Raw genomic sequence first — 22585 nt, 5'->3', positions numbered from 1 at the left:
TGATTGTCAAACCTTAGTATGTTTTATAGATTTACACCATTAATGAATAGACACCTACCGCGATAATTGCTCCGATCATTGGACCTGCGATTGGTACCCATGAATATGCCCAATCTGAAGTTCCTTTATTAGCTATTGGCAATACCGCATGTGCTAATCGAGGACCAAAGTCCCGAGCAGGGTTGATTGCGTATCCTGTTGGTCCTCCTAATGAAAGACCGATGGCTAAGATCAATCCACCTACAGCGAATACGTTCGTTCCAGGTGCAAATTCGTTTTGCCCAAAAGCTAGCAACCCAAGAACTAATACAAATGTACCAATTAATTCTGTGATTACATTTGCTGGATAATTCCGTATAGCAGGACCCGTTGCAAACGTACCTAAAATCGCACTTTCATCTTTCGTTGCATTCCAATGTGGCAAATAAGAAAGCCAAACAAGAATGGCCCCTGCCAAAGCGCCTAAAACTTGCGCAATGATGAAAGGAACGACAAGATTCCAACTAATTGCCCCTGTCATCGCCATAGCTAGAGAGACTGCAGGATTCAAATGAGCTGGGCCCATGAATCCAGAAATATAGACAGCCATTGTTACAGCGAGTCCCCAACCAAACGCGATGACAATCCAGCCAGAAGCTTGTGCTTTACTTTTGTTTAGATTCACAGCCGCACACACACCATCTCCAAGCAAAACTAGGATCAATGTCCCAATAAACTCCCCCATGATTTGAGTCATATCACTGTTCATTTATTTCTCCCCCTTTAGTTCCCGCAAATCTGATTCTGCGATCAATGCTTCTAAACGTTTAGTCTGTTGCGCCTTCTCTTCTTCTGTCCACCCAAAATACTCAGCAATTGCATCGATCACAGGTTGCTTGATCTCATCCAGCTGATCTCGTTCAAACAACAGATGATTCGTCCGACGAATGAGATAATCACCTGGGGCTAAAACCATTTCTTCTTCTAAGCCATAACGTAACCGAGCTGACTCAGCGAGACTCAAACCAGGATAAGGTGTCATTTCTTTTGCTAATTCAAAGATACGTCGAGCATTAGTCCCGTAAAAATCAGCGATATAAGTAGCATCTTCTTCCTCTAAACCGGCTGCTACTCCTTCTTTTGCTAATTCCCTCACTGTTTCTTCTAATTTCGTTGGATCGAAGTTTCCACCTGAAATCTGATATTTTTTAGAGTCGATTTCTTTCGTCTCTATTCCGTATTCTTCTTTTAACAGCTGACGAATCAATCGTAAAGCTCCTTCTGCCATCTTACGGTAATCAGTGATTTTCCCACCTGATAAAGTCAACAAGCCATCTGGTTCTCTTTCTAAAGAACTACCTCTGGAAATCGTAGAAGGTGCTTTTTCGTCGCGGCTGTTTTCCAAATGGTTCAACACATCTTCTACTTCAGCACGAGAAACTTTATTTTCCTTATATTCACTTACTGTATCAACCACTTTATTGAAGCTCTTGTCTGAAATCGATCCGTTATCTCCGCCATTATAATCAGAACCAGAATTACCAATCAATAGTGGACGAAGCCCTGCCCAGCTTGCTTCGATATCTGCCAATGTGATATTTGCTTCTGGATAGCGATGGTTGATTACATCCAATAGATAATCCACGTCTTCTTGTGTGACTTTTGGATCCGTAAAGTCTCCTTGGTAATCCGTATCTGTCGTACCAAAGTAAGTTTTGTTTTCTCTTGGGATAGCAAAAACCATCCGCCCATCTTGTTTTCCTGTATCGAAGTATGTGGGTTGCGGTACAGGCAGTTTTTTCGCATCTACGACTAAATGGATTCCTTTGGTTGGACGCATTTTAGGAGAGACTGGACGCGTAAAATTCAAGTTCCGTACTTTATCTACCCAAGGACCACTCGTATTGATCACTAATTTTGCTTTGATCTCTATCACTTCATCTGTCAGCAGATCACGAGCTTTGACGCCAACGATTTGATCGCCCTCATATAAGAAGCCAACCGCTCTCATTTTACTTACTAGATAAGCCCCATCTTCTGCAGCCTTTTTGATATTATCGATCACTAAACGGGCATCATTGTTGCGGAAATCCAGATAAACACCTGCACCTTTTAGCCCTTCTTTTTTCAAAAATGGTTCTCTTTCCAATACTTCTTCTGGTGTCAGGGTATAGTTCTCATATTTAGTTCCTGTCACATTTGCCAGTTTGTCGTAAAGGTCCATTGCTACTTTGACAGAGAACATATTGAAGGTTGTTGCTCCTTCATCTTCATAGATTGGTAAAAGCATTGGATCTGGTTTTGGGATGTGTGGGGCAATACCTTGTACGACTGCACGTTCACCAACTGTGTCAGCTACTACTTCCACATCAAATGTTTTCAGATAACGAATACCGCCATGCACAAGTTTGGTCGAGCGAGAGGACGTCCCTTCTGCAAAATCTTGCATTTCGATCAATCCTGTTTTGATTCCTGATGCTGCTGCCTGGACTGCCACACCGGCACCAGTGATTCCGCCACCGATGATCAACAGATCCAATTCTTCTTGCTGCATTTTTTGAATGCTATCTTGTCTTGTCTTGTTTGAAAACATATGGATTTCCTCCTTATTCAAATGCTTGGGTAGCTTTTACTGCTTTTTTCCAGCCATTGTAAAGTTTTTCTCGGCGCTCTTCCTCCATTTGAACTTCAAATAGCTTGCCAGCTTCGTAAAATTCACGAATCTCGTCTGTATCTTTCCAATAGCCGACAGCTAATCCTGCTAAAAATGCTGCCCCTAGTGCTGTTGTTTCCAAGTTTTCTGCTCGTTGGATCGGTACATTCAAGATATCTGTTTGGAATTGCATCAGATATTCATTATTTGCTGCACCGCCATCCACTTTCAATACAGGAATCTTGATTCCAGTGTCATCTTGCATCGTATCGATGATATCTCTCACTTGATAGGCAATCGACTGCAAAGTAGCTTTAATGATATCTTCTTTTGTCGTTCCACGTGTCAAACCAAACATAGCCCCTCGTGCTGCCTGATCCCAATAAGGAGCACCCAGTCCAACAAATGCAGGAACAACATAGACCTCATCTTCGTTTGTGGAGCGTTTTGCCGCGGCTTCCGAATCACTAGCCTTTTGCAACATTTGAAGACCATCTCTCAGCCATTGAATCGAAGAACCAGCCACAAAAATACTTCCTTCTAAAGCATAGTAAACCTTTCCATTTATACCGTAACCAATTGTCGTCAATAAATTATTTTTGGATAATTGCGGTTTTTCACCGGTATTCATGACAATAAATGAACCTGTACCATAAGTATTCTTGACCATACCTGGTTCGAATGCCATTTGTCCGAATAATGCAGCTTGCTGGTCTCCTGCCATCCCTGAAATTGGTGCTTCGCTTCCATAAAAATGATAACCTTGCGTATAACCATAAACTTCTGAGTTAGAAGTAACTTTTGGTAACATCACTCGAGGAATATTCAATAAATCCAAAATTTCCTGATCCCAATCTAGCTGATGGATATTGAACAACATCGTCCGACTGGCATTCGAGTAATCAGTAACATGTGCTTGTCCATCGGTCAGTTTCCATACTAACCACGAATCAATCGTTCCAAACATTAACTCGCCTTTTTCAGCGCGTTCTTGCGCACCTTCTACATGATCAAGAATCCAGCGAATCTTCGTTGCTGAGAAATAGGCATCGATCACTAGTCCTGTTTTTTCGTGGAAAAATTCTTGATATCCTTCATTTTTTAAGTTATCTGCAATTCCAGCTGATTGTCTGGATTGCCAAACAACTGCATGATAGATTGGACGTCCTGTATCTTTTTCCCAGATTACTGTTGTTTCACGCTGGTTCGTTATGCCAATCCCAGCAATCTGGTTTGGTTTGATCCCTGATTCGATGAAAGCTCCGGCAATAACTGACTGTACAGAATTCCAGATTTCATTTGCATCATGTTCAACCCAGCTTTCTTGCGGGAAATATTGCGTGAACTCTTTTTGAGAACTGCCGATATGTCTTCCTTTCTTGTCAAAGATAATTGCTCGTGAGCTAGTTGTACCTTGGTCAATCGCCATGATATACGTTGGTTCTGTCATTGTGATTCCCTCCATTATCTGCAAACGCTTTCTTTAACTGCTTTTATCATACTACTCATTTAAAAAAAGAAACTGTCAAAATTTTATTCTTTTTTTCTTTTTTTTGACAGTTTTTTATTATGATGCTAGTTTTTGATCAATTCTTTTCTTTTTTCAACATTTCTATTCTTCTTTTCAATCGGATAATGTCATAAGGCGACGCAAATTCTGATAGATAATATTCATTCTGTTGCTTGTTTCTCTGACAAAACGTTATGACCAAATCATAGTTTTTTCCTTCTTCATAACTTTCAATCTCAATACCGCTGACTCCTCTCAGTTCTCTGATCAGATACTGTTGGAAAGCAATACGGTAAATAGGCAAACTTTCTAAATCGATCCCTATCACTACTGGTTTCGCAATATAAAAATCGATCATCAAAAGAACATTGGCATACTGGATCATCAGATAACTAAGTGCACTGTCTTCGGTGCTTTTCCTTGGCAATTGCTGCATCGCTGTTTCCTGTAGTTTCTCCAATAACTGTGTTAAGGAATGCCCAAGCATTTTTTGCTGCTGCTCCAAAAGCCGATCACGCTCGTAGACTTCGATCTTTCCAACAAAGAAAAACCATTCATTGTTGATTTGTGAAATTTGGTAGCCTACTGCTTTTTCCTCTTTGATTTTCAAACGACGAGGACGATAATGCCATAGCATCGTTTCCCGAATATAAGTATCCAAAACAGCGGTGGGTAACTTTTTGCTCCGTGTCAAATCATATTGATAAAATATTTCTTCGTCGACTATCGAAAAAGAAACAAAAAAGCTGTAAAACATCATTGTTTCGTATACATTCAGTTCTGCTGCTGTTCGACTAAGATGCATCACGATGATTGGATCGATTGCTTGATAAAGCCGGTCCGACTGATAGAGTAATTTCTTTTCTTTCAAAGTTTCGTACGTACTTTTTTCATTCAATAGTCTTTTTTTCGTGATCCCGAGCCAGCAAGCAATCTGTGCTTCTGCTGATGCCGTAAACGTCGTTTCTAATACGCGGCCCAATCCTAGAATGAATGGTCTTTTTTCTGGTGTATTTTGCAAAAAAAGCGGTCGTTGATCTTCCGGAATATATTGGAATAATTCATAATAAAAATATCGGATCTGTAGCTCTTCTCCGTATAATTGTCCGTTTTTGATTTGTAATCCAAATTCCTCTAAGAGCTGGTTCAATTCTTTGATCTTTCGAAAAACAGAAGACTCACTGATATTAAACGCTGTCGCTAATCGAATGATGGATACTTGCTGGTGTTCTAATAAATAGACAAGCATTTTAAACTTCAAGCTTTCCTGTAATAAAAACAAAAGAATTTTTTCCAAACTGACATCTTCGTCCAACACAAGCAGCGCCTGATACTCGTTTCGCTGTACTTCTACTTTTTTTCCCATCATCCGTCCAATCAATTCAATATCTTCCAAATATTGATCAAAAGAGGTTTTTGACAGTTGGACATGCTCTCTCAATCCATTGATAGAGGCTGTTCCCCCTTGCAGAACAAGGTTTCGCAAAATCAGGATCTGTAACTGCTCTTTTCTTTCTAATAATGCTTCAATCTTCATAGGCAGTATTCGCCACCTTTGACCACACCATATTAGGTACACGATATTCTGGCTGGAAAAACAGCTCATGTTCTTCTAACTGTTCGAACGTCCAGCCTTCTTCTACTGCGATTGTCAGTTGGTCAAGAAGATGGAACATTTCTTTTCTGCTTTGGAGCTGTGCTCCAAGAATCTTTTTTTCAGAATCAAATAGGAATTTGACTTTGACTTTGCTCTGGTTTATTGCTGCAAGCTTGTATTCCGCGTACCCTGTTTCAATTTTTTGGGGATAAAAAATGCTTTCTTCTTCTGTCATACCTACGCTTCCTAAGAAATAGCCAAACCACTGATTACCAACTGGTCGATAGGTTCCCTGATCCTTTGTCGCAGAACCACTAATTGTCTTGCTGACATTTCGCGCTGTACGGACAGCGTTATTTACTAGAGAAACGTACATTTTTTCATTTGTTGGGCGAAAAGTGACTTGGATTGCATCGCCAATTGCATAGACGTCTTTTTGAGACGTTTGCAAATAGTCATCTACCCAGATCGTTCCATCATCATTCAATGTTAATTGTTCTTCCCACATCTGATTGTTGGGGCGAGAATGGTTAGCCAGCAAAACAAGATCATAGTTTTCCCTTCTTCTTTCCGTCTCTACTATAGCGGTTTCATTTTCGGACAAAGATACGACTTGCTCTTCTAAGAAAAGCGATATCCCTTGATTTTTCATTTCCTTTACTAACGGCTCCGTCATTTCAGGGTCTAGGTAACGAAAAAGAATCGACTTTCGGCTTTCATAAAGATGGATTTGTGTTTTTCCTGATGCTAAGCCTTCAGCTATTTCAATCCCTGCTTGACCTGCTCCAATGATGGCAATTTTTTTTGCATCCATGATCTTTTGCTGAAGAGCAGCTATGTTTTGTATCTTTTTAACTGGGTGAATGAACCTTGCTTCTGCAGGAACATTTCGAAAATTTTGATTTGAACCAGTCGCCAAAATCAAACAATCAAAATCCAGTTTGTCTCCGCCTGCTAAAACGACTTTCTTTTCTTCCAATCCTATTACCGTCTTTTCTGTGTAAACATGAATACGATAGCGGTCGATCAGCTCTTCTTTGGTGATCCAAAAAAGTTGTTTTTCACTGGTGACCTTTCCTTTTACTATCAGATTGAACCCGCTGGGAATCCACCCTAACTTCGATTGCTTTTCAATCAAATATATTTCACTTGTTGGTATCAATTGGCGAAGATAAATAGCCGCATGAATCCCTGCAAACGACCCGCCGACAATTACAATGTTCATCTGTATTCCTCTTTCTTATTAAGTGTGCGACTGCCAACATGGGCTGAAATCACAATGTTCTTAAACCATGTTTACTCATTCCTATGATCCATAGCAGCGTAGCAGAACACACTCTGTCCATCCTACCGTGTGACTAGGTCTGCTTCTCAGTAATAAATTAGTTGACCTAATTGAAGAGTATCATTTCTGAAGAGATGTTTCAAAAAATGTACTCTTAGAAAGGCAAAAAACTCGCCTTTTGCGTACCTCTGTCCAAATAGGAAACAGAAAAGAACGAAAAGACGTGTTTTAGCGTGTGTAATGTAATAGTTAGAATAGGCAAAACATTTTTATGCTGACAATTTTTAATGCTTTAATGCTTCAACCACTACTTCGCCCAATTGATGAGCAGATTGAGGGTTTTGCCCTGTAAGAAGACGTCCATCGATTTGAACGACTTCTGAAAAAGCTGGACCTGACTGATAGTCAGCTCCTTTTTCTTTCAAAGCATCTTCTGCTAAGAATGGTACTTCATTCGTTGTACCATTGGCTTCCTCTTCTTCATTACTGAATCCAGTCACTGTGCGTCCAGCTAAAATAGACTTTCCAGATTCATCTGTAACTGGCAACAATCCGACAACACCGTGACAAACAGCTGAGACCAGTCCTTCATTTCGATAGATTTGTGAAGCAACTTTCCCAAGATCTGTTGCTTCTGGAAAATCCCACATTGTTCCGTGGCCACCAGCATAATAAACTGCTGCATAATCTTTTGCATCCACATCATCAGGACGTAAGGTATTTCCCAAGGCCCGATTTCTGAAATCTTCATCTTTATAATAGGCCCAATCGATTTCATCCATATTCAAAACACTTTGCGGTTCTAAAGGTACATATCCGCCTTTAGGACTGACAAAATCTGCATCGATCCCATTTTTTACTAATACATCATAAAAATGAGTCAGTTCACTTAACCACAAACCTGTAGGACGCTCGATCTTTTCGTATTTTTCTACATTTGTTAATACGATCAATACTTTCATTTTTCCATCCTCTTTCTATAAAAATTGAGTTATTGATAACGTGCTTTCAAGAAATTATATAATGGACTTGGCAAATAAAGCTCTTTATATGCTTCTTCAAAAGGTTTCGTTACAAATTCATCCTCACGGTTTTCCAATAATTTCTCTGCCCAGTCAGGATCGACGATCATTTGCTGTCCAATTGCTGCAAGTTCTGCATATTTCAGTACTTGCTCTACGTCTTTGCGAGTACGGATGCCTCCGACACCAATTAAAGGGATCTTTCCTTGGATCGTGTCATGGACAGCTTCAAGAATCGACTGATCGCTGTATTTATCAGAACGGGCTCTTCGATCATACGCATTTAATGAAACATGCAGATAATCTAATTTTGTCTCACGTAATCGTTCAAGAAGCCAGATCGTGTCTTCAAAACGGATACCTGGTGTTTCATATTCTTCTGGCGAGAAACGATACCCTACGATGAATGGTTTTTTTGCATATTTTTCAACCGTTGAGAAAACCGTTGTTAATAATTCGTCAATAAAACGATAGCGATTTTCTAAGCTACCGCCCCATTGATCCTCTCGTCTATTCGAATGCGGAGAGAAAAATTGTTGGATCAAATACGTATTTGCTCCATGCAACTCGATACCATCAAATCCTGATTCAATCGCTCTGTGTGTGGCTTCGCCAAATGCTTGGATTGTTTCTTTGATTTCATTTTCACTTAATGCTCGCGGTGTTTCTGCATCAGGTCGTTCCGCTGCAACTGCACTTGCAGATACAGGCTGTTCTCCGGATAGAGTAGCTCGACTAGTCATTCGTCCACCGTGGAAAATCTGAACAATCGCTTTTGCACCTTCTCCTTGGATTGCTTTAGCTAGTTCACTTAACCGAGGAATCATTTCATCGTGAGCGATGCTCAGTTCACCTGGCCAGCCTTTTCCGATATCTTGGACATTTGCAGCACCAGTAATAACAGCACCAAGTCCTTTAGAACGTTGTTTATAATAAGTGATCTCATCTTCGGTGATCACTCCATTGAAGAAGCTGAGTTGTGTCGTCATAGGCGACAGCATCAATCGGTTCTTCAATTGAACTCCTGAAGGTAAAATAATTGATTGATCAAATTGTGACATTGTCATTCCTCCCATAATTCACTCTGATTAACCTATCGAGAATCATCTATCATTAAACCACTCGGTTAGTTGTACATGCAACTAATTTGCTTAAAAAAATTTTTATTTTTTTTGTAACTTATCTGTTGCTTCATTCATTATCTCGGCTAATTCTTTACTTGCTTCATTTCCCAAGACTGCTTTGTACGACTGATGGAGTTCTTCCCAGCTACCATCGACTTCCTTAGTAAATTGGCGTCCTTGTTCTGTAAGATAAACTAATGATAAGCGCCCTTCGCTAACTGTTTTGACGTATCCTTTATATTCTAATTTTTCAACAAAACGAGTGATTGTTGAAGGCGCAGAATAGAGCATTTGTGCAATATCTTTTTGCGGTATACCATCTTTTTCTTTTAATATCAATAAAATAAATCCATAAGTTGGTGCCAGACCTGTTTTTCTAAACGCTTCATCCGCTAATTTATTCAATAGGCGATCTAGCTTTTTCACGCTAAAGAAAAGACATTCATCCAACGCTTTTTCAATTGGCTTTTCCATTTCATCCCCTCCATTGGCGTACATATCATAGTATGATTTTTATTTTTTGTCAAAAAACACGGAGTAATGACCGCCTCCTCTGTTTAGTTTTGAGAAAAAGAAGTTGTGACAAAAAATGTGTCACAACCTCTCGGTAATACGTTTCAATCAAATAAGCTTTTCTTTATTTACTTCCACCACAAATGCTTCATATGGTCGTAACTCAACTTTGCCGTCTGGTAACTGTTTCAGAGGATAATTTGACACAATAATCCTTAAAGCTTCACGTGGAACAGTGAACACCTGTTTTTCACTGGACATATTGCAAACAACGAGCCATCGCTGGTCTTCATATATGCGAGAATAGGCAAAGACATGCTCTGGCGTCTCTTCTACTAATTCATAGTCTCCCCAGACGATGATGTCATGTTTTCTACGCAAATCGATCAATTTCTTGTACATATAAAAAACAGAATCTTGATCTGCTAACGCTTCTTCTGCATTGATTTCTTTATAATTTGGGTTGACTCGAAGCCATGGAATTCCAGTAGTAAACCCAGCATGTTCACGGGCGTTCCATTGCATAGGCGTCCTAGCATTGTCTCTTCCTTTCGCATTGATTGATTCCAAGATTTCCTCTTTTGTAAATCCAGAAGAAATCCTTTCGTTATACATATTGATTGTCTCAATATCTTTTGCTTCCGAGATATCATCAATTGGGCAATTCGTCATGCCTAATTCTTCTCCTTGATAAATATAAGGAGTGCCTTTCATCATATGAAGCAAGATAGCAAACATCTTGGCACTTTCTTTTCGATACACATCGTCATTTCCCCAACGTGAGACGATTCGAGGCAGATCATGATTATTCCAAAATAAACTATTCCATCCTTCATTACCCAAAGAAGTTTGCCATTTCGATAATACTTTTTTCAGTTCAGAGATACTTAAAGGTTTCAAATCCCATTTGTCTTTGCCTTCTTGCTGATCTAATCCTATGTGTTCGAATTGGAAGATCATGGATAATTCATTTCTTTTAGGATTGGAATAAAGTTTAGCAATCTCGGTAGTTGCTCCCCATGTTTCGCCAACGGTCATCAGATTTTTGTCGCCAAAAGTTGCTTGATTCATTTCCTGAAGATACTCATGCAGTTTAGGTCCATTACTTGTGATTTCTTTATCCGGTTCTTTGCCAATCATATCGATCACGTCCATACGAAAGCCGCCAATACCTTTGTCGATCCAGAAATTCATCATTTGATAAATCGCTTGGCGAACCTGTTTGTTTTTCCAATTCAAATCAGGTTGACGCTTGCTATACAAGTGCAGAAAATATTGCCCTGTTTGCTCCTCCAACTGCCAAGCAGGTCCACTGAATATCGAGCGCAATCCATTAGGCTCCTCTCCATTGACTGGATCACGCCAAATATAGTAGTCACGATAAGGATTTTCTTTATTTTTACGTGCCTCAATGAACCACGGGTGTTCATCAGAAGTATGATTCACCACCAGATCCATAACGATACGGATGTTTCTTTTCTTTGCTTCTTCAATCAGTTCCTCCATTTCTTCCATCGTACCGAATTCTGCCATGATTGCTTGATAATCGCTGATATCATAGCCATTGTCATCATTTGGAGACTCGTACACCGGCGAAAGCCAAATCACATCAATGCCCAAATATGCCAGATAATCCAATCTGGAAATAATCCCTCGCAAGTCTCCAATCCCATCTTGATTTGAATCTTGAAAACTTCTTGGATAGATTTGATAAACAACTGAATGGTGCCACCATTTTCGTTCCATGATTTCCCTCCTATAAATGGATGTTTCTATTTTTCGCTTAATCATCTAGTTTAGTTTCTTCCACCAAAAATTGTAACGCTTTCAAATAGTCATTGCACCTTGTTATCGGTAACAGAATAAAACAAAAAAACAGCTGAGGAAATTTCCTCAACTGTTTTTTGAAAGGATTGATTGATGCAGGGAAGAACGCTGATTTCACAATCTCTTTATAAACGGTGTTCACTCAGCTGTCCCTCGGTATTAGCTCCAAAAACGGTAAAATATGAGGAACTATTTTTTCGTTTTTTTCTCTAATACTCAGGCCAGAACGCTGATTTCACAACCTCTTTATTTCACATTCAATATCCACATGAATCCCACGAATACAAAGAACAGACCATACATGATTGGAGATACTTCTTTTCCTCTTTTAGCCGCTAACATCGTAATTGGATAGAAAATAAAACCTAATGCAATCCCATCTGAAATACTATAAGTTAAAGGCATGCCAATCAAGATTAAGAATGAAGGGATCGCGATTTCTAATTTTCCCCATTCGATTTGACGTAATGATTGAGCCATCAAAACACCTACCATGATCAATGCTGGTGCAGTTACTTGTGAAGTAACAACTGACAGTAATGGAGAAAAGAACAAACCTAACAAGAAGAAAATCCCTGTAGTAATAGCTGTGATTCCTGAGCGTCCTCCAACAGCAATCCCAGCTGATGATTCTACGAATGCACCAACAGGAGAAGTACCTAATAAGGAGCCCGCAAGCATAGCTGTTGAATCAGAAGCTAAAGCTTTCCCTACACGAGGCATCTTGTTGTCTTTCATAAAGCCTGCTTGATTTGCTAATCCAACTAAAGTTCCTGCTGTATCAAAGAAAGTCACAAGCAAGAATGTTAGTACTACGACCCACATTTGAAGAGAATTGATGTCCCCTACATGTTTTAACGCAACTAAAAATGTTGGTTTCAAACTTGGTGCTGCAGCAACAATTTCAGAAGGCATTGGAATCAAACCTGTGACCAGACCTAAAATCGTTGTAGCTGCCATCCCGATGAAAATGCCACCTGGTACACGTCGAACAAGCAAGATAGCCGTGACGACTAATCCAAAAATCGTCAACCAAGTAGAACCAACGTTGAGTGATCCTAATCCTACTAATGTAGATTCATTCGAAACGATGATCCCACCTTCGCTCAGACCAAGGAAAGCAATAAATAGACCGATACCACCAGAAATCGCATATTTCAAATCTGCTGGGATCGCATCAATGATCATTTCCCGCAGTTTGAAGATTGTAATCAAAATAAAGATCAAAGAAGCAACGAATACGCCGGACAATGCTGTTTCCCATGGGATCCCCATCCCTAAACAAACAGAATAAGCAAAGAAAGCATTGATCCCAAGAGCAGGTGCCGTTCCAATTGGATAACGGGCTAATACCCCCATCAAAATACAGCCGATTGCACTGGCTAATGCAGTCGCAGTGAACACCGCTCCTTCATCCATTCCAGAAGCGCCTAATACAGTTGGATTTACAAATAAGATATAGGCCATTGAAATAAATGTCGTAAATCCTGCCAGTACCTCACGTTTTACCGTGGTGTTCAATTTTTCTATTTCGAAGTAGGAAAGTATTTTTTCCTTCATCTTCCATCCCCCTAAATCCGAACATTATAAATAAAGTCCGTTAAAATTTCGATTGATTAATAAAACAACGTGTTTTATCATATACTAAAACAAAACATAAGTAAACAAAAAATTCGGATTTCAAGCAAAATCCGAACGTTCCATCTGATCAAATCCTTTTATCTCAAAGTCCATGAACATTCACTTTGGATCAAAAGAATTTCTTTATTGTGTTAAAAAAGTTTCTTCATTCTAGTATCAAAATCAATAGTGTGATTTGACTTTACCATTTCGTTTCTGCTCTTCTTTGATGAATTCTTTTGTATCGACAGGATTTAGGTTATTTAGTCCGCCAAAACCTGTATCGACCATTTTTCCCCAGCCTTTTGTCTTCTTTTTACCTGATTTGAGATTCCTTGCTCGAAGCTTCTCACTATGTTTTGCTCGCCGATACTTCAAATAACCTTCTAGCCTTCCCATTAGATCCACTGTTTTTCCTCCTTTTTATTCAATCAGACGACTCAGCTTTTCCTATAACAAAATAATTGCCTTCAGGGTCCGAAAAATTGAAAGTCAAGACGCCATTGTTGTCTGTGATTTCTCCAGGTTCGTCCATGTTCTCGTAAATAGTTTCAAATTCATTCGTAAAAAAGACTAAAGAAGGTGGCGGTCCCAATACTTCTGGTGAAAACTTCTGCACAAATACTTTTGGAAATATACCTAATTCTAATTCTTTTGAGATACTCAGTACAATACTCTTAAATTCTTCTGGCAATTCGATCGTTTCTGAAATTTCTGCACCAATTTTTTCTACAAAGAATCGGCAAATCATCTCTACGTCATTGACATAAAGCATCACACGTGTTTTTTGTATCATCGTTTGACCCTTCTTTCTAGTTGATTTTCTTTCCTGTCTATAAACTGATTCCATTATATCACGAAAGCGTAAACACCTTGTGTTTGATCCTATTCAAAAAAATAAAGCAATAGTTTCTAGACTTGATGTACTCCATTAATTTTTTCACAAAAAAAGAACGGCAATGAATGCCGCTCTTCTTTTTTCGATTCTTTTATAATTCTGCCTCTGATTCATCTTTGGTTAGTGTGTGTCTGACACTGGACACGCCAAATGTTTGATCGATTTTTTCCTTCAACGCTTCGATTGCCTGTGCGCCGCGTGCCGCTTGTTCAGCATTGATGGATTCAATGACCAGCACCGCTGCTTGCGTTTCTTCCGTCAGCATCGTTCTTTGGGCTTCACGCCAGTTGAGACAGCGACAGATTGCTCCTTGTTCATCATAGTAGATGATTTCTTCCGGAAGTGCCGGAGCATCGGAATCTGCACCTAAAGGCAGGAATGATTCGCCACCTTGGGCTTTTCCTAGATGCAGATTTCCTGAAATCTTTTCGATATCTTCTCCGCCACAAGGTACGCCAAAAGACAAGGAAATACTATTATAAATATCTACAAGCGGATTGATTGGGAAAAATTCCCGTTCTTGATTTGCACGTTTCAGTAAAGCTTCAATAGAAGAACGTGCACCTTTTTTAGTCTTGAATGTGGTAAAAGCCTGACGCCACTGAGCAATGACTCCGTTTTGGCTGAATGTTTCTTCCGTAAGGTAATTTCTTGCTTCTTTTGCCGCGCTATTCAATAATTGATGATACGTTTCTTCATTTTCTTCTGTTACGTGATTATCGATACCACTCACGGATAAGATTTCGATGGTTGCTTCAGGAAATACTTCCCAGAAATCGGCATCCACTATTACTTTTTTCATATGTTCACACCTCTTGATTAGAATAATTGTTTGATGAATAGATAGTCTGTTTGGGGATCATCTCCCATATAAAAAACATGTTCACTGTACTTGGTAAATCCTCTTTTGCGATAGAAAGCAAGCGCAGCATCGTTATGTTCCCACACACCGAGCCAAATAGCTTTTTTTTGCTTTTCTTTTGCTTTTTCAATAGCTGTATCTAGTAAAAATGTACCGATACCTTGATGTTTAAATTTTTTTCGTACATAGATTCGCTCGATCTCTAAAAAATGATCATCCATTTCCTCAGATTGACTCGTTCCTATATTTAGTTTCAGGTAACCCGCAGGCTCTTGGTCGATACTTACTAGTAAAAAATCGGTTTCTTTCTCTTTTAGCTCTTCTGTAAGTTTTTCTGGCGCATAAGCTTGTCTCAAGTAAGCAGCTAGATGCTCCGGCGAATTATCTTTTCCAAATGTATCTGTAAATGTTTCGATACTGATTTGTTGTAGTAAGTCTACATCTAAAGGCGTCATTTTTCGAATTTCGTATTTATTCACGGCTTCTTCCTTTCAATAGATCCTTTTATTACCTTTTTTGACAAAATTCCAATCTTCGCTAACATTCTTGCATACTTTCTTTAAAAGATATTCCAATTGTTTTGCTTCCTCGTCAGACAGACCATTTAATGCGACTGCATTAGAGTAGTTGTTTTCTCGGATGATGAAAGGATAGATTTCTGCTCCTTTTTTAGTCGGATAAAGTTTCTTGATTTTTTTATTTTCTTTATCTTCCAAACGTTCGATCATCCCATTGGATTCTAATTTCTTGATTGCTCGTGCAGTCGTTGTACGATCTACTTTGATCATTTCTGCTAGTTTTTCTTGGATGATTCCTGGATTTTCGCAAATACGTACTAAATAAAGATACTGCCCTCTTGTTAAATCAACTTCTTTGAATTCGATATTGCTGATAGAATCCAACGCTCGGGCAATCATTCCAATGTCTCGAAGAATTTCAGCCATTTCACCCCACCTTTATTTTGTTTGTAAGACTAGTTTACCTCTTTTTGTTGCAAATGCAACTATTTTTTAATAAAAGAACGAGTTCTTTTTTAGAGAACTCGCAGAGTAAACAGCTTTCTTCTTTTACGAAAAAACTCAATCGCAATAGAGCTGATTTTTGTTTTCTAAAATAAGCAACTGCTTCTTTGTTGTTCGTTTTTCTGATAGCTTTGGCAGCTCTTCTATACTAAAAAATCCCATGTCGGAAGTTTCATTGTTCTCAATAAATTTTGCATCTTCGTCGTGGATCGTACAAGCAAAAACAAGCTTATAATACTGAAAAAGCTGCGGAATATCTTTTTGTTTATTCGTATCAAAAACCGCTTGCAGCTGAGTAGATTCTACTGTTAAACCCGTTTCTTCATAGACTTCTTTCCGCACGTTTTCTTCAGGGGACAAACCTATTTCGGCAAATCCGCCTGGCAGTGACCATTCTCTCGTCCGTTTATCTTCGATTAGTAGGATCTTGCCGTCCTTTCTGATATAGGCACGAACATCGACTTTTGGTGTGGGATGACCTTCTTCAATAACTGTAAGTGCTTTTATTTCTTCGAAAGTTTCTTTTCCTATTTCACTGATCAATTCCAATGAGATCGTCCGAATCTCTTCAAATCGTTCTTTATCGAATACATCTTTTCCATAATACAGACCAGCTTGAGAAAGTGCGAGCAGTCTTTTGTATTGAGCCAACTTGTTATTCATTCTCTTCCCTTCTTTTCAGTAAATGTATGACTATGTAATCAAGTATAGAAGACTGACCTAATTACGGCAAATAAACACAAGGAAATCGGTAATAAATAAAAGAATATGAAAAAATATTTTAGAACAAAAAGACATTTGGCTCCTCTGGGGACCAAATGTCTTTTTTATTATCTGTCACTATCAAACCATTTCTTCGTTACTTATTGTCATTGATTTCTTTTTCTAATTTATCCAATAGTGGAGTGTAATCCACTTGAGTATAGTCTGTTACATCAAATTCATATAGTGTTCCTAACTGAAATTCGTCATATTTTCGGTCAGTGATGATTTTTTTGAATGCTTCTTTCGTAATATGATTCGTCCCTTTCGATCGATCTTCCAATATGTCGCCATAGTGATAATGATCCATGATATAGCTCAAATGACGATCTGGTTCACGATCACGTTTGTACCGACGTTGCCATAACACTTCAAAGTCTGCTGTTAGGCGAATCGTCATTACCTGATATCCGTATCTTTCTGCTAATTCTTGGAGTCGATTTTTTTGCTTATCACTAAAAGGATACTCTGACACAATCACTTTCTTTCCTGCTTCCATATACAGATCAAGTGCTTTGTAATAGAAAGGATAAACTTTCGTCCTTTCTTGTTTCGCCCGTTCTTCCAAGTTGTTAAAACCGATGGATTCTGCATAATATTCCTTGATTTCATCGAGCGTGATGGCATACATATCTGGAAATCGTTCCCGTAGTTTATTCATAAGATATGTTTTTCCTGTACCAGGACTACCAGCTAGAAGAATGAAATACTTTTTCATCTCATTTGTTTCCTAAGTTAATTGGACTTTCCAAGTTCATAAACAGTCCAATCTTATGCTTGACAATTTCTTTTACTGCTTCATTTGCTGGAATCACATTATGGCGAAGAGACTTGTTGATTTCTGTTTCACTAAAGGTTCCTTTAGTCACTTTTGTCCAGTTGACTAAAAGCTCCGTTCCAATATTGAATTTGCGGATCCCGTTATTGATCAATTCGGGATAATCTTCTTCTTTCACACCTGTTCCGCCATGGATAACGAGGGGGACATCGACTACTGCATCGATTTCTTTCAGCAAGGGAATGTTCACTTCTGTTTTTGATTTGAATTGTCCATGATTCGTACCGATAGCAATAGCTAATGCATCCACACCTGTAACTTCTACAAATTTCACTGCGTCTTCCGGTCTTGTATATACTTTGTCATTTTCAGCGACATGGATTCCTTCTTCTGTACCGCCGATCGTTCCAAGTTCTCCTTCTACGGAAACACCGTGTGCATGGGCATATTCTACCACTGCTTTCGTCTTCAAGATATTTTCTTTGAAAGGCAGATGGGACCCGTCATACATGACAGAAGTATATCCGCTATCGATTGCTTCTTTGATATCATCAAAGTCTCGGGCGTGGTCTAAGTGTAAGACTGCATCAACCATTTCTTCTTCTGCAATAGCTGTCATTACATTGACTAACACATGCATACCGATATATTTTGCGGTGTCGACACTTGTTTGAATAATGATCGGCGAACCCATTTCTTTTGCTGCGCCTAGCATGGCAGGAAGCATTTCTAGGTTATGCGTATTAAAAGCTCCAACTGTAAAATTCAATTCTTCTGCTGTTTTTGTTACTTCTTTCAATGTTGTATACATCTTTTATTGCCACCTTATCTTTTTATTTGTTTCCTTTGATCGTTACTTGTTTTGCAATTTGTCGCATCTCATCCATTTTGCCCATGTAGTAATCGATTCCTTGATCATCACCCGCACGAGCAGCATCTGCACGCTTCTGGTTATAGAGGCTCATCAGTTTTTTATACCCCTCTCCGATCGTCTGTTTATTTTCCAAGCTCTTTTCTAAATATTGGATGGCTTGATCGTTCTCATACAATTCAGAAAATTTAAGTCCAACTTGTTCGTAAAGTTCCGCTAATTTGGGCTTCTCTTGGGTCGTTGAAATCTCTTGGTTTAATTGTGTAATCTCTGATTGAATCTTTTCGGTCGCTTCTGGCGAGAGGATTTTTTCCTCTTTTATCGATCTTTTTTTTGGTTCATTTTCTTTTTTCTTAAAAAATCCGAACATCATTTTCCCTACTTTCAATTAAAATGCTTTCAAAATTGGGCTTAAGATCCAGGCATATAAGAGTGCGGCGGCTACTGTATCTACATCGGTTGCTGTAGCATTGATGAACCCCATCGAATTAAAGATCGTTACTAGCAAAGCAGGCAATAGTGTGATAAAAAAGCCATGAGCAATACCGCCAATGATCGCTCCTCGACGTCCGCCAACTGCGTTACCAAATATCCCCGCTGTTCCTCCGGCAAAGAAATTCGTTAGCATACCTGGTAAAATCATCGCTAAGCCGAACATCGGCAAAGTGAACATGGCAATAATCGTACCGATTGTTGTCGTAATGAAACCTAAAATAACAGCATTTGGGCTATAGGGAAAGAAAACTGGACAATCTAAGGCAGGAATCGCATCAGGAACTAATTTCATAGCTATCCCTCGAAATGCCGGCACGATTTCACCTAACAGTAGACGTACACCAGCTAGCAATACATACACACCTACTACGAATTGGATGGCTTGCAAAAAGGCAAACATGATATAGTTTTGATCTCCTGATAATTCAGAAGCGAATGGTTCACCGGCAAACAAAACAGTGATGATATATAGTGGGACCATCACGACCATGACAGACAAATAAGTATCTTGCAGAAACTCGAAATGCGTGGGCAATTTGATATCTTCAATCGATTTTTTATTTTCACCTTTCTCACCAAAAAGCTTAGACACACCAGCTTCAAATAAGTATCCAATCGTACAAAAATGCCCTAAAGCAATATCATTCGATCCTGTAATCTTACGTATAATTGGTTGCGCTACTGCTGGCATAGCAATGGCGAAACAAGCTCCGATAAAACCACCGACTAAGATCAATACGATCCCTCGCAGACCGGCGAAATAACCAAAGACCGTCGCCATCCATAAAATGGCTTGACCAGTTAGAAAAATGTACTTCCATTTTGTGAAACGAGCCAAAATAATATTGAATACAAAAATCGCTAAGAACGTCAGTGCAATATCTCTACCTAAACCTAAATCATTCATTGCTTGACCATTGATAGACTCAATAGAAGGGATGATTCCTTGCATATGAAATCCTTCAGTAAAAATTTTTCCGAAATAAGTTAAACTTCCAACGATGATACTCGAACCGGCACTCAACACTTGGAATCCTAGGAGTGTCTTTAACGTGCCAGAAATGACTTGTCCTGCTGATTTCTTCTGCAGCAGTAGACCCAACATAGCAATCAATGCAATGGTGATCGATGCCTGAGTCAAAATATTTTCGATGATAAAATTGATAACGCCCATGTTTTTATCCTCTTTTCTTTTTTATTTAGATAACTCCCTTATCTTGTAGAACTGGGGTGATTTTTTCTTCAATTTCATTTTTCGAGACAATATTTTTCAAATAGATCATCGCTGTTTTAGGATCGACTGAGAATTTTTCGAACTGCGAGCGAAAATTTTCTGCTGTGATGATCACATCTGGTTTCATGGACACTGCAGAAGAAATATCACAATGGTCCAGTTTGGCTTCTACTCCTAATTTGTTCAAAACATCCTCAGCAGACATCTGTGCTGCAAAACTGCTTCCTAAACCTGCGCCGCATACGAATAAAATGTTCAATTTGTTCATCTTTGTTCTCTCCCGTATCATTTATTATTTTTCAACTACTGAAAAAGCAGTTGTTTGAAATCTTCAACATTTGTGCACTCGATCAATCGATCCAACTTCTCTTCATTGTTGATCAGTTCGATCAGTTCTTTCATGATGTTCAGATGCGAGTAGGAATCTACTGCCGCTAAACAAAAAATAATCTTTACTGGATCCATTTCAGGATTACCGAAATCGATTGGTTGCTCAATCGTAGCTACGCTGACTCCTAACTTATTGACCCCATCTTCTGGTCGAGCATGGGCTAGCGCCATGTGTTTGCCGATCACGATATATGGCCCGTATTCATTCACTGCGCGAATCATCGCTTCGACATAGCGTTCTTCAACAATGTTTTCTTTGACCAATGGTTTAGCAGCTCGTTCAATCGATTCCTCCCAAGTAGCGGCTTTTTCTTTGATCATGATATTGCTGTCCGTCAAAATATCTTTTAACATAGGCTGGATCTCCCTTTTGTTGATTTCTAGATTGTTTATTTCAAATAATTTTTCCAACTTGCCATAGATGATGCGATCTACTCGGCCACCACTTTCTTCCATGACACCGATTATTTGAGTGAATAACTGCGTTGATTCATGACTGTTAGGTTTTAACCGCTGCAGTCCTTCATTTCTTTTCAAAAAGTCTTCTATAACTAAAATATTCGTCTCAGTCAAAATTGGATCGATAACTAAAAGCGGCTTATTGCGATAATTCAATTGAAAGGTGCTGAAAATCAGATCGACATCCAGTTTATCCACTAATTCGATTTCTTTTGAACTTAAAACTGCAGTAATCTCGATTTGAGGAAATTTTTCTTTCAGATTTTCTGCTAACAGATTCCCGGTAGCCATGCCGTGATTACAGACAACAACTGATTGATAAACATAATTCAGGTCTCGCTTGATCACACTGGCAATCGTCGAAAAGTGGATGACAAGAAAAGCTATCTCGTCCTCCAGTATCTTGCCGCCGATTACTTCTTCGATCGTAGGAACAAAATGAGTGACTGCGCGGTGGATTGGAAAATAATTTGTTCGGATGTTTTCTTTCAATGGATTCATGACTTGAATAGCATGCTTGATTCTTATGATCAGTGCAGCCATGTGTTTATAGAGATTTTCGAATAAAGCTTCTTTTTTTAAATGAAAAGGTATGTGTGTCTCGTTCTCTACAAATTGGATCAATTGGATCGTTAGTAGTTGAGCTTGTACCCACTCAATCGAATTGGAGATATCTCTAGCATTGAACGTCTCGATAGTGAAACGAAGATAATTTCTTTCTACTTGTGGGACATTGTTCAATTGAAATTCCGTAATCATGTAGTCGATAAATGCAGAGAAGCTGCTGTCTTTTATTTCTGTATTTTTCCAATTAATGGCGGAGATGAATTCATGTTTCCTGATTCGCTGGATCCAGATCAATGTAAAAAGCAGAATTTGCTTTTTATAAATATCATCCTCTTGTTTTAACAACTTATTGGAATAGATCTCCTCTATTTTTTTGATTTCCGCCAAAGGAAAATAATGGAAAAAGATTTTTTGAGCCGGTGTTAGTTGCGCATCTTGATTCATAAAGAAGTCGGTCATCCCCAGATTCTGATTGATAAAATCATAGATCATCGTACGGATAGATCGTTCTGAACCTTTATAAACCAGTCCCTGCTTTCCATAACTGACGATCTCGATTCCATAACTGACCAGTGTTGCTCGTAATCGTCTCATATCTTCATCTAACGTACTTTTAGAGATTTGAAATTCTTCTTCTTTTTTGTTTAGATGGATCGGGTTTCGGCTGTAAGCAATGGCTAAAACTAAATCAAAAATACGTTCCCGCCGATTCAAAAAGCCGTCTTTCACCTCTTTTATTTCAGTTTCTAATCGAACTTGCTTGTCATTCTCCAGTTTCAACGAAAAACCTTTGTTGCGAATTGTTCTGATTTCCGGAAGCTTTTTACTGCTCAACCAGATATTCGCTTCAAGAACTTCCTGACGGATCGTCCGCTGACTGACATTGAATTCAGCTGCTAGACGTTCCGCTTTTACTGGATATTGGGCTGTCATGATTCTGTGAAGTATTTCAATTGTTCTTGTTTTCATAGAAATGATCTCCTTCTGATTTCAAGTATATGGTTCCGCTTACATAATAAAAAGTAGATATTTCTGCCACTTGAAGTGGAAAGAAAGTAAGCCTAGCAAACAAAAAATAAGCCGTATGCTTTTTCAACTTCTCAACGAAAAAGACATA

Annotated in this window: 22 protein-coding genes; all 22 read right to left on the bottom strand. The window is 38.9% G+C overall.

Annotation, left to right across the window (positions count from 1 at the left end; translation table 11 throughout):
* Positions 1-31 precede the first annotated feature (31 nt).
* Complete coding sequence (locus IGK53_RS01665; RefSeq protein WP_002329636.1) at positions 32-748, bottom strand: MIP/aquaporin family protein; 717 nt, start codon at positions 746-748, stop codon at positions 32-34.
* Positions 749-2572 carry a type 1 glycerol-3-phosphate oxidase gene (glpO, locus tag IGK53_RS01660; protein ID WP_002329637.1) on the bottom strand — a complete coding sequence of 608 codons (1824 nt, stop codon included), beginning with the start codon at positions 2570-2572 and terminating at the stop codon, positions 749-751.
* Positions 2573-2585: 13 nt separating this feature from the next.
* Complete coding sequence (gene glpK / locus IGK53_RS01655) at positions 2586-4082, bottom strand: glycerol kinase GlpK (RefSeq protein WP_002292557.1); 1497 nt, start codon at positions 4080-4082, stop codon at positions 2586-2588.
* 136 nt (positions 4083-4218) lie between these two features.
* Positions 4219-5679 carry a helix-turn-helix domain-containing protein gene (locus IGK53_RS01650; protein WP_002329638.1) on the bottom strand — a complete coding sequence of 487 codons (1461 nt, stop codon included), beginning with the start codon at positions 5677-5679 and terminating at the stop codon, positions 4219-4221.
* A complete protein-coding gene (locus IGK53_RS01645) occupies positions 5669-6964 on the bottom strand; it encodes an NAD(P)/FAD-dependent oxidoreductase (RefSeq protein WP_002329639.1) in 1296 nt (431 codons plus the stop codon). Before IGK53_RS01645 ends, IGK53_RS01650 begins: the two co-directional genes overlap by 11 nt.
* A 344-nt stretch (positions 6965-7308) precedes the next feature.
* Entirely contained in the window at positions 7309-7986 is a 678-nt protein-coding gene (locus IGK53_RS01640) for a type 1 glutamine amidotransferase domain-containing protein (protein WP_002310684.1), read from the bottom strand.
* 29 nt (positions 7987-8015) lie between these two features.
* Positions 8016-9107 carry an NADH-dependent flavin oxidoreductase gene (locus IGK53_RS01635; protein WP_002329640.1) on the bottom strand — a complete coding sequence of 364 codons (1092 nt, stop codon included), beginning with the start codon at positions 9105-9107 and terminating at the stop codon, positions 8016-8018.
* 102 nt (positions 9108-9209) lie between these two features.
* Entirely contained in the window at positions 9210-9644 is a 435-nt protein-coding gene (locus tag IGK53_RS01630) for a MarR family winged helix-turn-helix transcriptional regulator (RefSeq protein ID WP_002329641.1), read from the bottom strand.
* A 147-nt stretch (positions 9645-9791) separates the two neighbouring features.
* Entirely contained in the window at positions 9792-11429 is a 1638-nt protein-coding gene (locus tag IGK53_RS01625) for a glycoside hydrolase family 13 protein (protein WP_002329642.1), read from the bottom strand.
* Positions 11430-11756: 327 nt separating this feature from the next.
* Positions 11757-13070, bottom strand: coding sequence for an NCS2 family permease (locus IGK53_RS01620; protein WP_002292548.1), 1314 nt, complete (start codon positions 13068-13070; stop codon positions 11757-11759).
* 243 nt (positions 13071-13313) lie between these two features.
* A complete protein-coding gene (locus IGK53_RS01615) occupies positions 13314-13538 on the bottom strand; it encodes a hypothetical protein (RefSeq protein WP_002315978.1) in 225 nt (74 codons plus the stop codon).
* A 19-nt stretch (positions 13539-13557) separates the two neighbouring features.
* On the bottom strand, positions 13558-13980 hold the full coding sequence (locus IGK53_RS01610; protein ID WP_016853114.1) for a hypothetical protein: 423 nt from the start codon (positions 13978-13980) through the stop codon (positions 13558-13560).
* Positions 13981-14119: 139 nt separating this feature from the next.
* On the bottom strand, positions 14120-14830 hold the full coding sequence (locus IGK53_RS01605; protein WP_002329644.1) for a B3/B4 domain-containing protein: 711 nt from the start codon (positions 14828-14830) through the stop codon (positions 14120-14122).
* Between the two features lie 17 nt (positions 14831-14847).
* On the bottom strand, positions 14848-15345 hold the full coding sequence (locus IGK53_RS01600; protein WP_029744075.1) for a GNAT family N-acetyltransferase: 498 nt from the start codon (positions 15343-15345) through the stop codon (positions 14848-14850).
* 36 nt (positions 15346-15381) lie between these two features.
* Positions 15382-15834: a MarR family winged helix-turn-helix transcriptional regulator gene (locus IGK53_RS01595; protein WP_002292540.1), complete on the bottom strand. Its 453-nt coding sequence runs from the start codon at positions 15832-15834 to the stop codon at positions 15382-15384.
* Between the two features lie 135 nt (positions 15835-15969).
* The gene (locus tag IGK53_RS01590) at positions 15970-16575 is read right to left on the bottom strand and encodes an NUDIX hydrolase (protein WP_002292539.1); all 606 of its coding nucleotides are present in this window, start codon (positions 16573-16575) and stop codon (positions 15970-15972) included.
* A 196-nt stretch (positions 16576-16771) separates the two neighbouring features.
* Positions 16772-17392, bottom strand: coding sequence for an AAA family ATPase (locus tag IGK53_RS01585; RefSeq protein WP_002292538.1), 621 nt, complete (start codon positions 17390-17392; stop codon positions 16772-16774).
* Position 17393: 1 nt separating this feature from the next.
* Entirely contained in the window at positions 17394-18263 is an 870-nt protein-coding gene (locus IGK53_RS01580; protein WP_430604915.1) for a class II fructose-bisphosphate aldolase, read from the bottom strand.
* Positions 18264-18285: 22 nt separating this feature from the next.
* Positions 18286-18693 (bottom strand): hypothetical protein, encoded by a 408-nt coding sequence (locus IGK53_RS01575; protein WP_002329646.1) that lies wholly within the window; start codon positions 18691-18693, stop codon positions 18286-18288.
* A gap of 18 nt (positions 18694-18711) precedes the next feature.
* Complete coding sequence (locus tag IGK53_RS01570) at positions 18712-19992, bottom strand: PTS sugar transporter subunit IIC (RefSeq protein ID WP_002329647.1); 1281 nt, start codon at positions 19990-19992, stop codon at positions 18712-18714.
* Between the two features lie 25 nt (positions 19993-20017).
* Positions 20018-20320, bottom strand: coding sequence for a PTS sugar transporter subunit IIB (locus IGK53_RS01565; RefSeq protein WP_002292534.1), 303 nt, complete (start codon positions 20318-20320; stop codon positions 20018-20020).
* 35 nt (positions 20321-20355) lie between these two features.
* Positions 20356-22437 carry a BglG family transcription antiterminator gene (locus tag IGK53_RS01560; RefSeq protein ID WP_002329648.1) on the bottom strand — a complete coding sequence of 694 codons (2082 nt, stop codon included), beginning with the start codon at positions 22435-22437 and terminating at the stop codon, positions 20356-20358.
* Positions 22438-22585: the final 148 nt, after the last annotated feature.

The sequence above is a fragment of the Enterococcus sp. DIV1224 genome, from assembly GCF_050555455.1.
In the GTDB taxonomy this organism is placed as follows: Bacteria; Bacillota; Bacilli; order Lactobacillales; family Enterococcaceae; genus Enterococcus_B; species Enterococcus_B lactis.
This window is presented reverse-complemented; position numbering and strand designations above follow the sequence as displayed.

Bases quoted from the DNA above. Each gene is read 5' to 3' on its own strand.
- IGK53_RS01625 (WP_002329642.1), bottom strand. From the start codon at position 11,429: ATGGAACGAAAATGGTGGCACCATTCAGTTGTTTATCAAATCTATCCA.
- IGK53_RS01600 (WP_029744075.1), bottom strand. From the start codon at position 15,345: ATGACGCCTTTAGATGTAGACTTACTACAACAAATCAGTATCGAAACA.
- IGK53_RS01580 (WP_430604915.1), bottom strand. From the start codon at position 18,263: ATGTATACAACATTGAAAGAAGTAACAAAAACAGCAGAAGAATTGAAT.
- IGK53_RS01590 (WP_002292539.1), bottom strand. From the start codon at position 16,575: ATGAATAACAAGTTGGCTCAATACAAAAGACTGCTCGCACTTTCTCAA.
- IGK53_RS01565 (WP_002292534.1), bottom strand. From the start codon at position 20,320: ATGAACAAATTGAACATTTTATTCGTATGCGGCGCAGGTTTAGGAAGC.
- IGK53_RS01640 (WP_002310684.1), bottom strand. From the start codon at position 7,986: ATGAAAGTATTGATCGTATTAACAAATGTAGAAAAATACGAAAAGATC.
- IGK53_RS01595 (WP_002292540.1), bottom strand. From the start codon at position 15,834: ATGGCTGAAATTCTTCGAGACATTGGAATGATTGCCCGAGCGTTGGAT.
- IGK53_RS01570 (WP_002329647.1), bottom strand. From the start codon at position 19,992: ATGGGCGTTATCAATTTTATCATCGAAAATATTTTGACTCAGGCATCG.
- IGK53_RS01630 (WP_002329641.1), bottom strand. From the start codon at position 9,644: ATGGAAAAGCCAATTGAAAAAGCGTTGGATGAATGTCTTTTCTTTAGC.
- IGK53_RS01575 (WP_002329646.1), bottom strand. From the start codon at position 18,693: ATGTTCGGATTTTTTAAGAAAAAAGAAAATGAACCAAAAAAAAGATCG.
- glpO (WP_002329637.1), bottom strand. From the start codon at position 2,572: ATGTTTTCAAACAAGACAAGACAAGATAGCATTCAAAAAATGCAGCAA.
- IGK53_RS01605 (WP_002329644.1), bottom strand. From the start codon at position 14,830: ATGAAAAAAGTAATAGTGGATGCCGATTTCTGGGAAGTATTTCCTGAA.
- IGK53_RS01665 (WP_002329636.1), bottom strand. From the start codon at position 748: ATGAACAGTGATATGACTCAAATCATGGGGGAGTTTATTGGGACATTG.
- IGK53_RS01560 (WP_002329648.1), bottom strand. From the start codon at position 22,437: ATGAAAACAAGAACAATTGAAATACTTCACAGAATCATGACAGCCCAA.
- IGK53_RS01645 (WP_002329639.1), bottom strand. From the start codon at position 6,964: ATGAACATTGTAATTGTCGGCGGGTCGTTTGCAGGGATTCATGCGGCT.
- IGK53_RS01635 (WP_002329640.1), bottom strand. From the start codon at position 9,107: ATGTCACAATTTGATCAATCAATTATTTTACCTTCAGGAGTTCAATTG.
- IGK53_RS01585 (WP_002292538.1), bottom strand. From the start codon at position 17,392: ATGAAAAAGTATTTCATTCTTCTAGCTGGTAGTCCTGGTACAGGAAAA.
- IGK53_RS01650 (WP_002329638.1), bottom strand. From the start codon at position 5,679: ATGAAGATTGAAGCATTATTAGAAAGAAAAGAGCAGTTACAGATCCTG.
- IGK53_RS01610 (WP_016853114.1), bottom strand. From the start codon at position 13,980: ATGGAATCAGTTTATAGACAGGAAAGAAAATCAACTAGAAAGAAGGGT.
- glpK (WP_002292557.1), bottom strand. From the start codon at position 4,082: ATGACAGAACCAACGTATATCATGGCGATTGACCAAGGTACAACTAGC.
- IGK53_RS01620 (WP_002292548.1), bottom strand. From the start codon at position 13,070: ATGAAGGAAAAAATACTTTCCTACTTCGAAATAGAAAAATTGAACACC.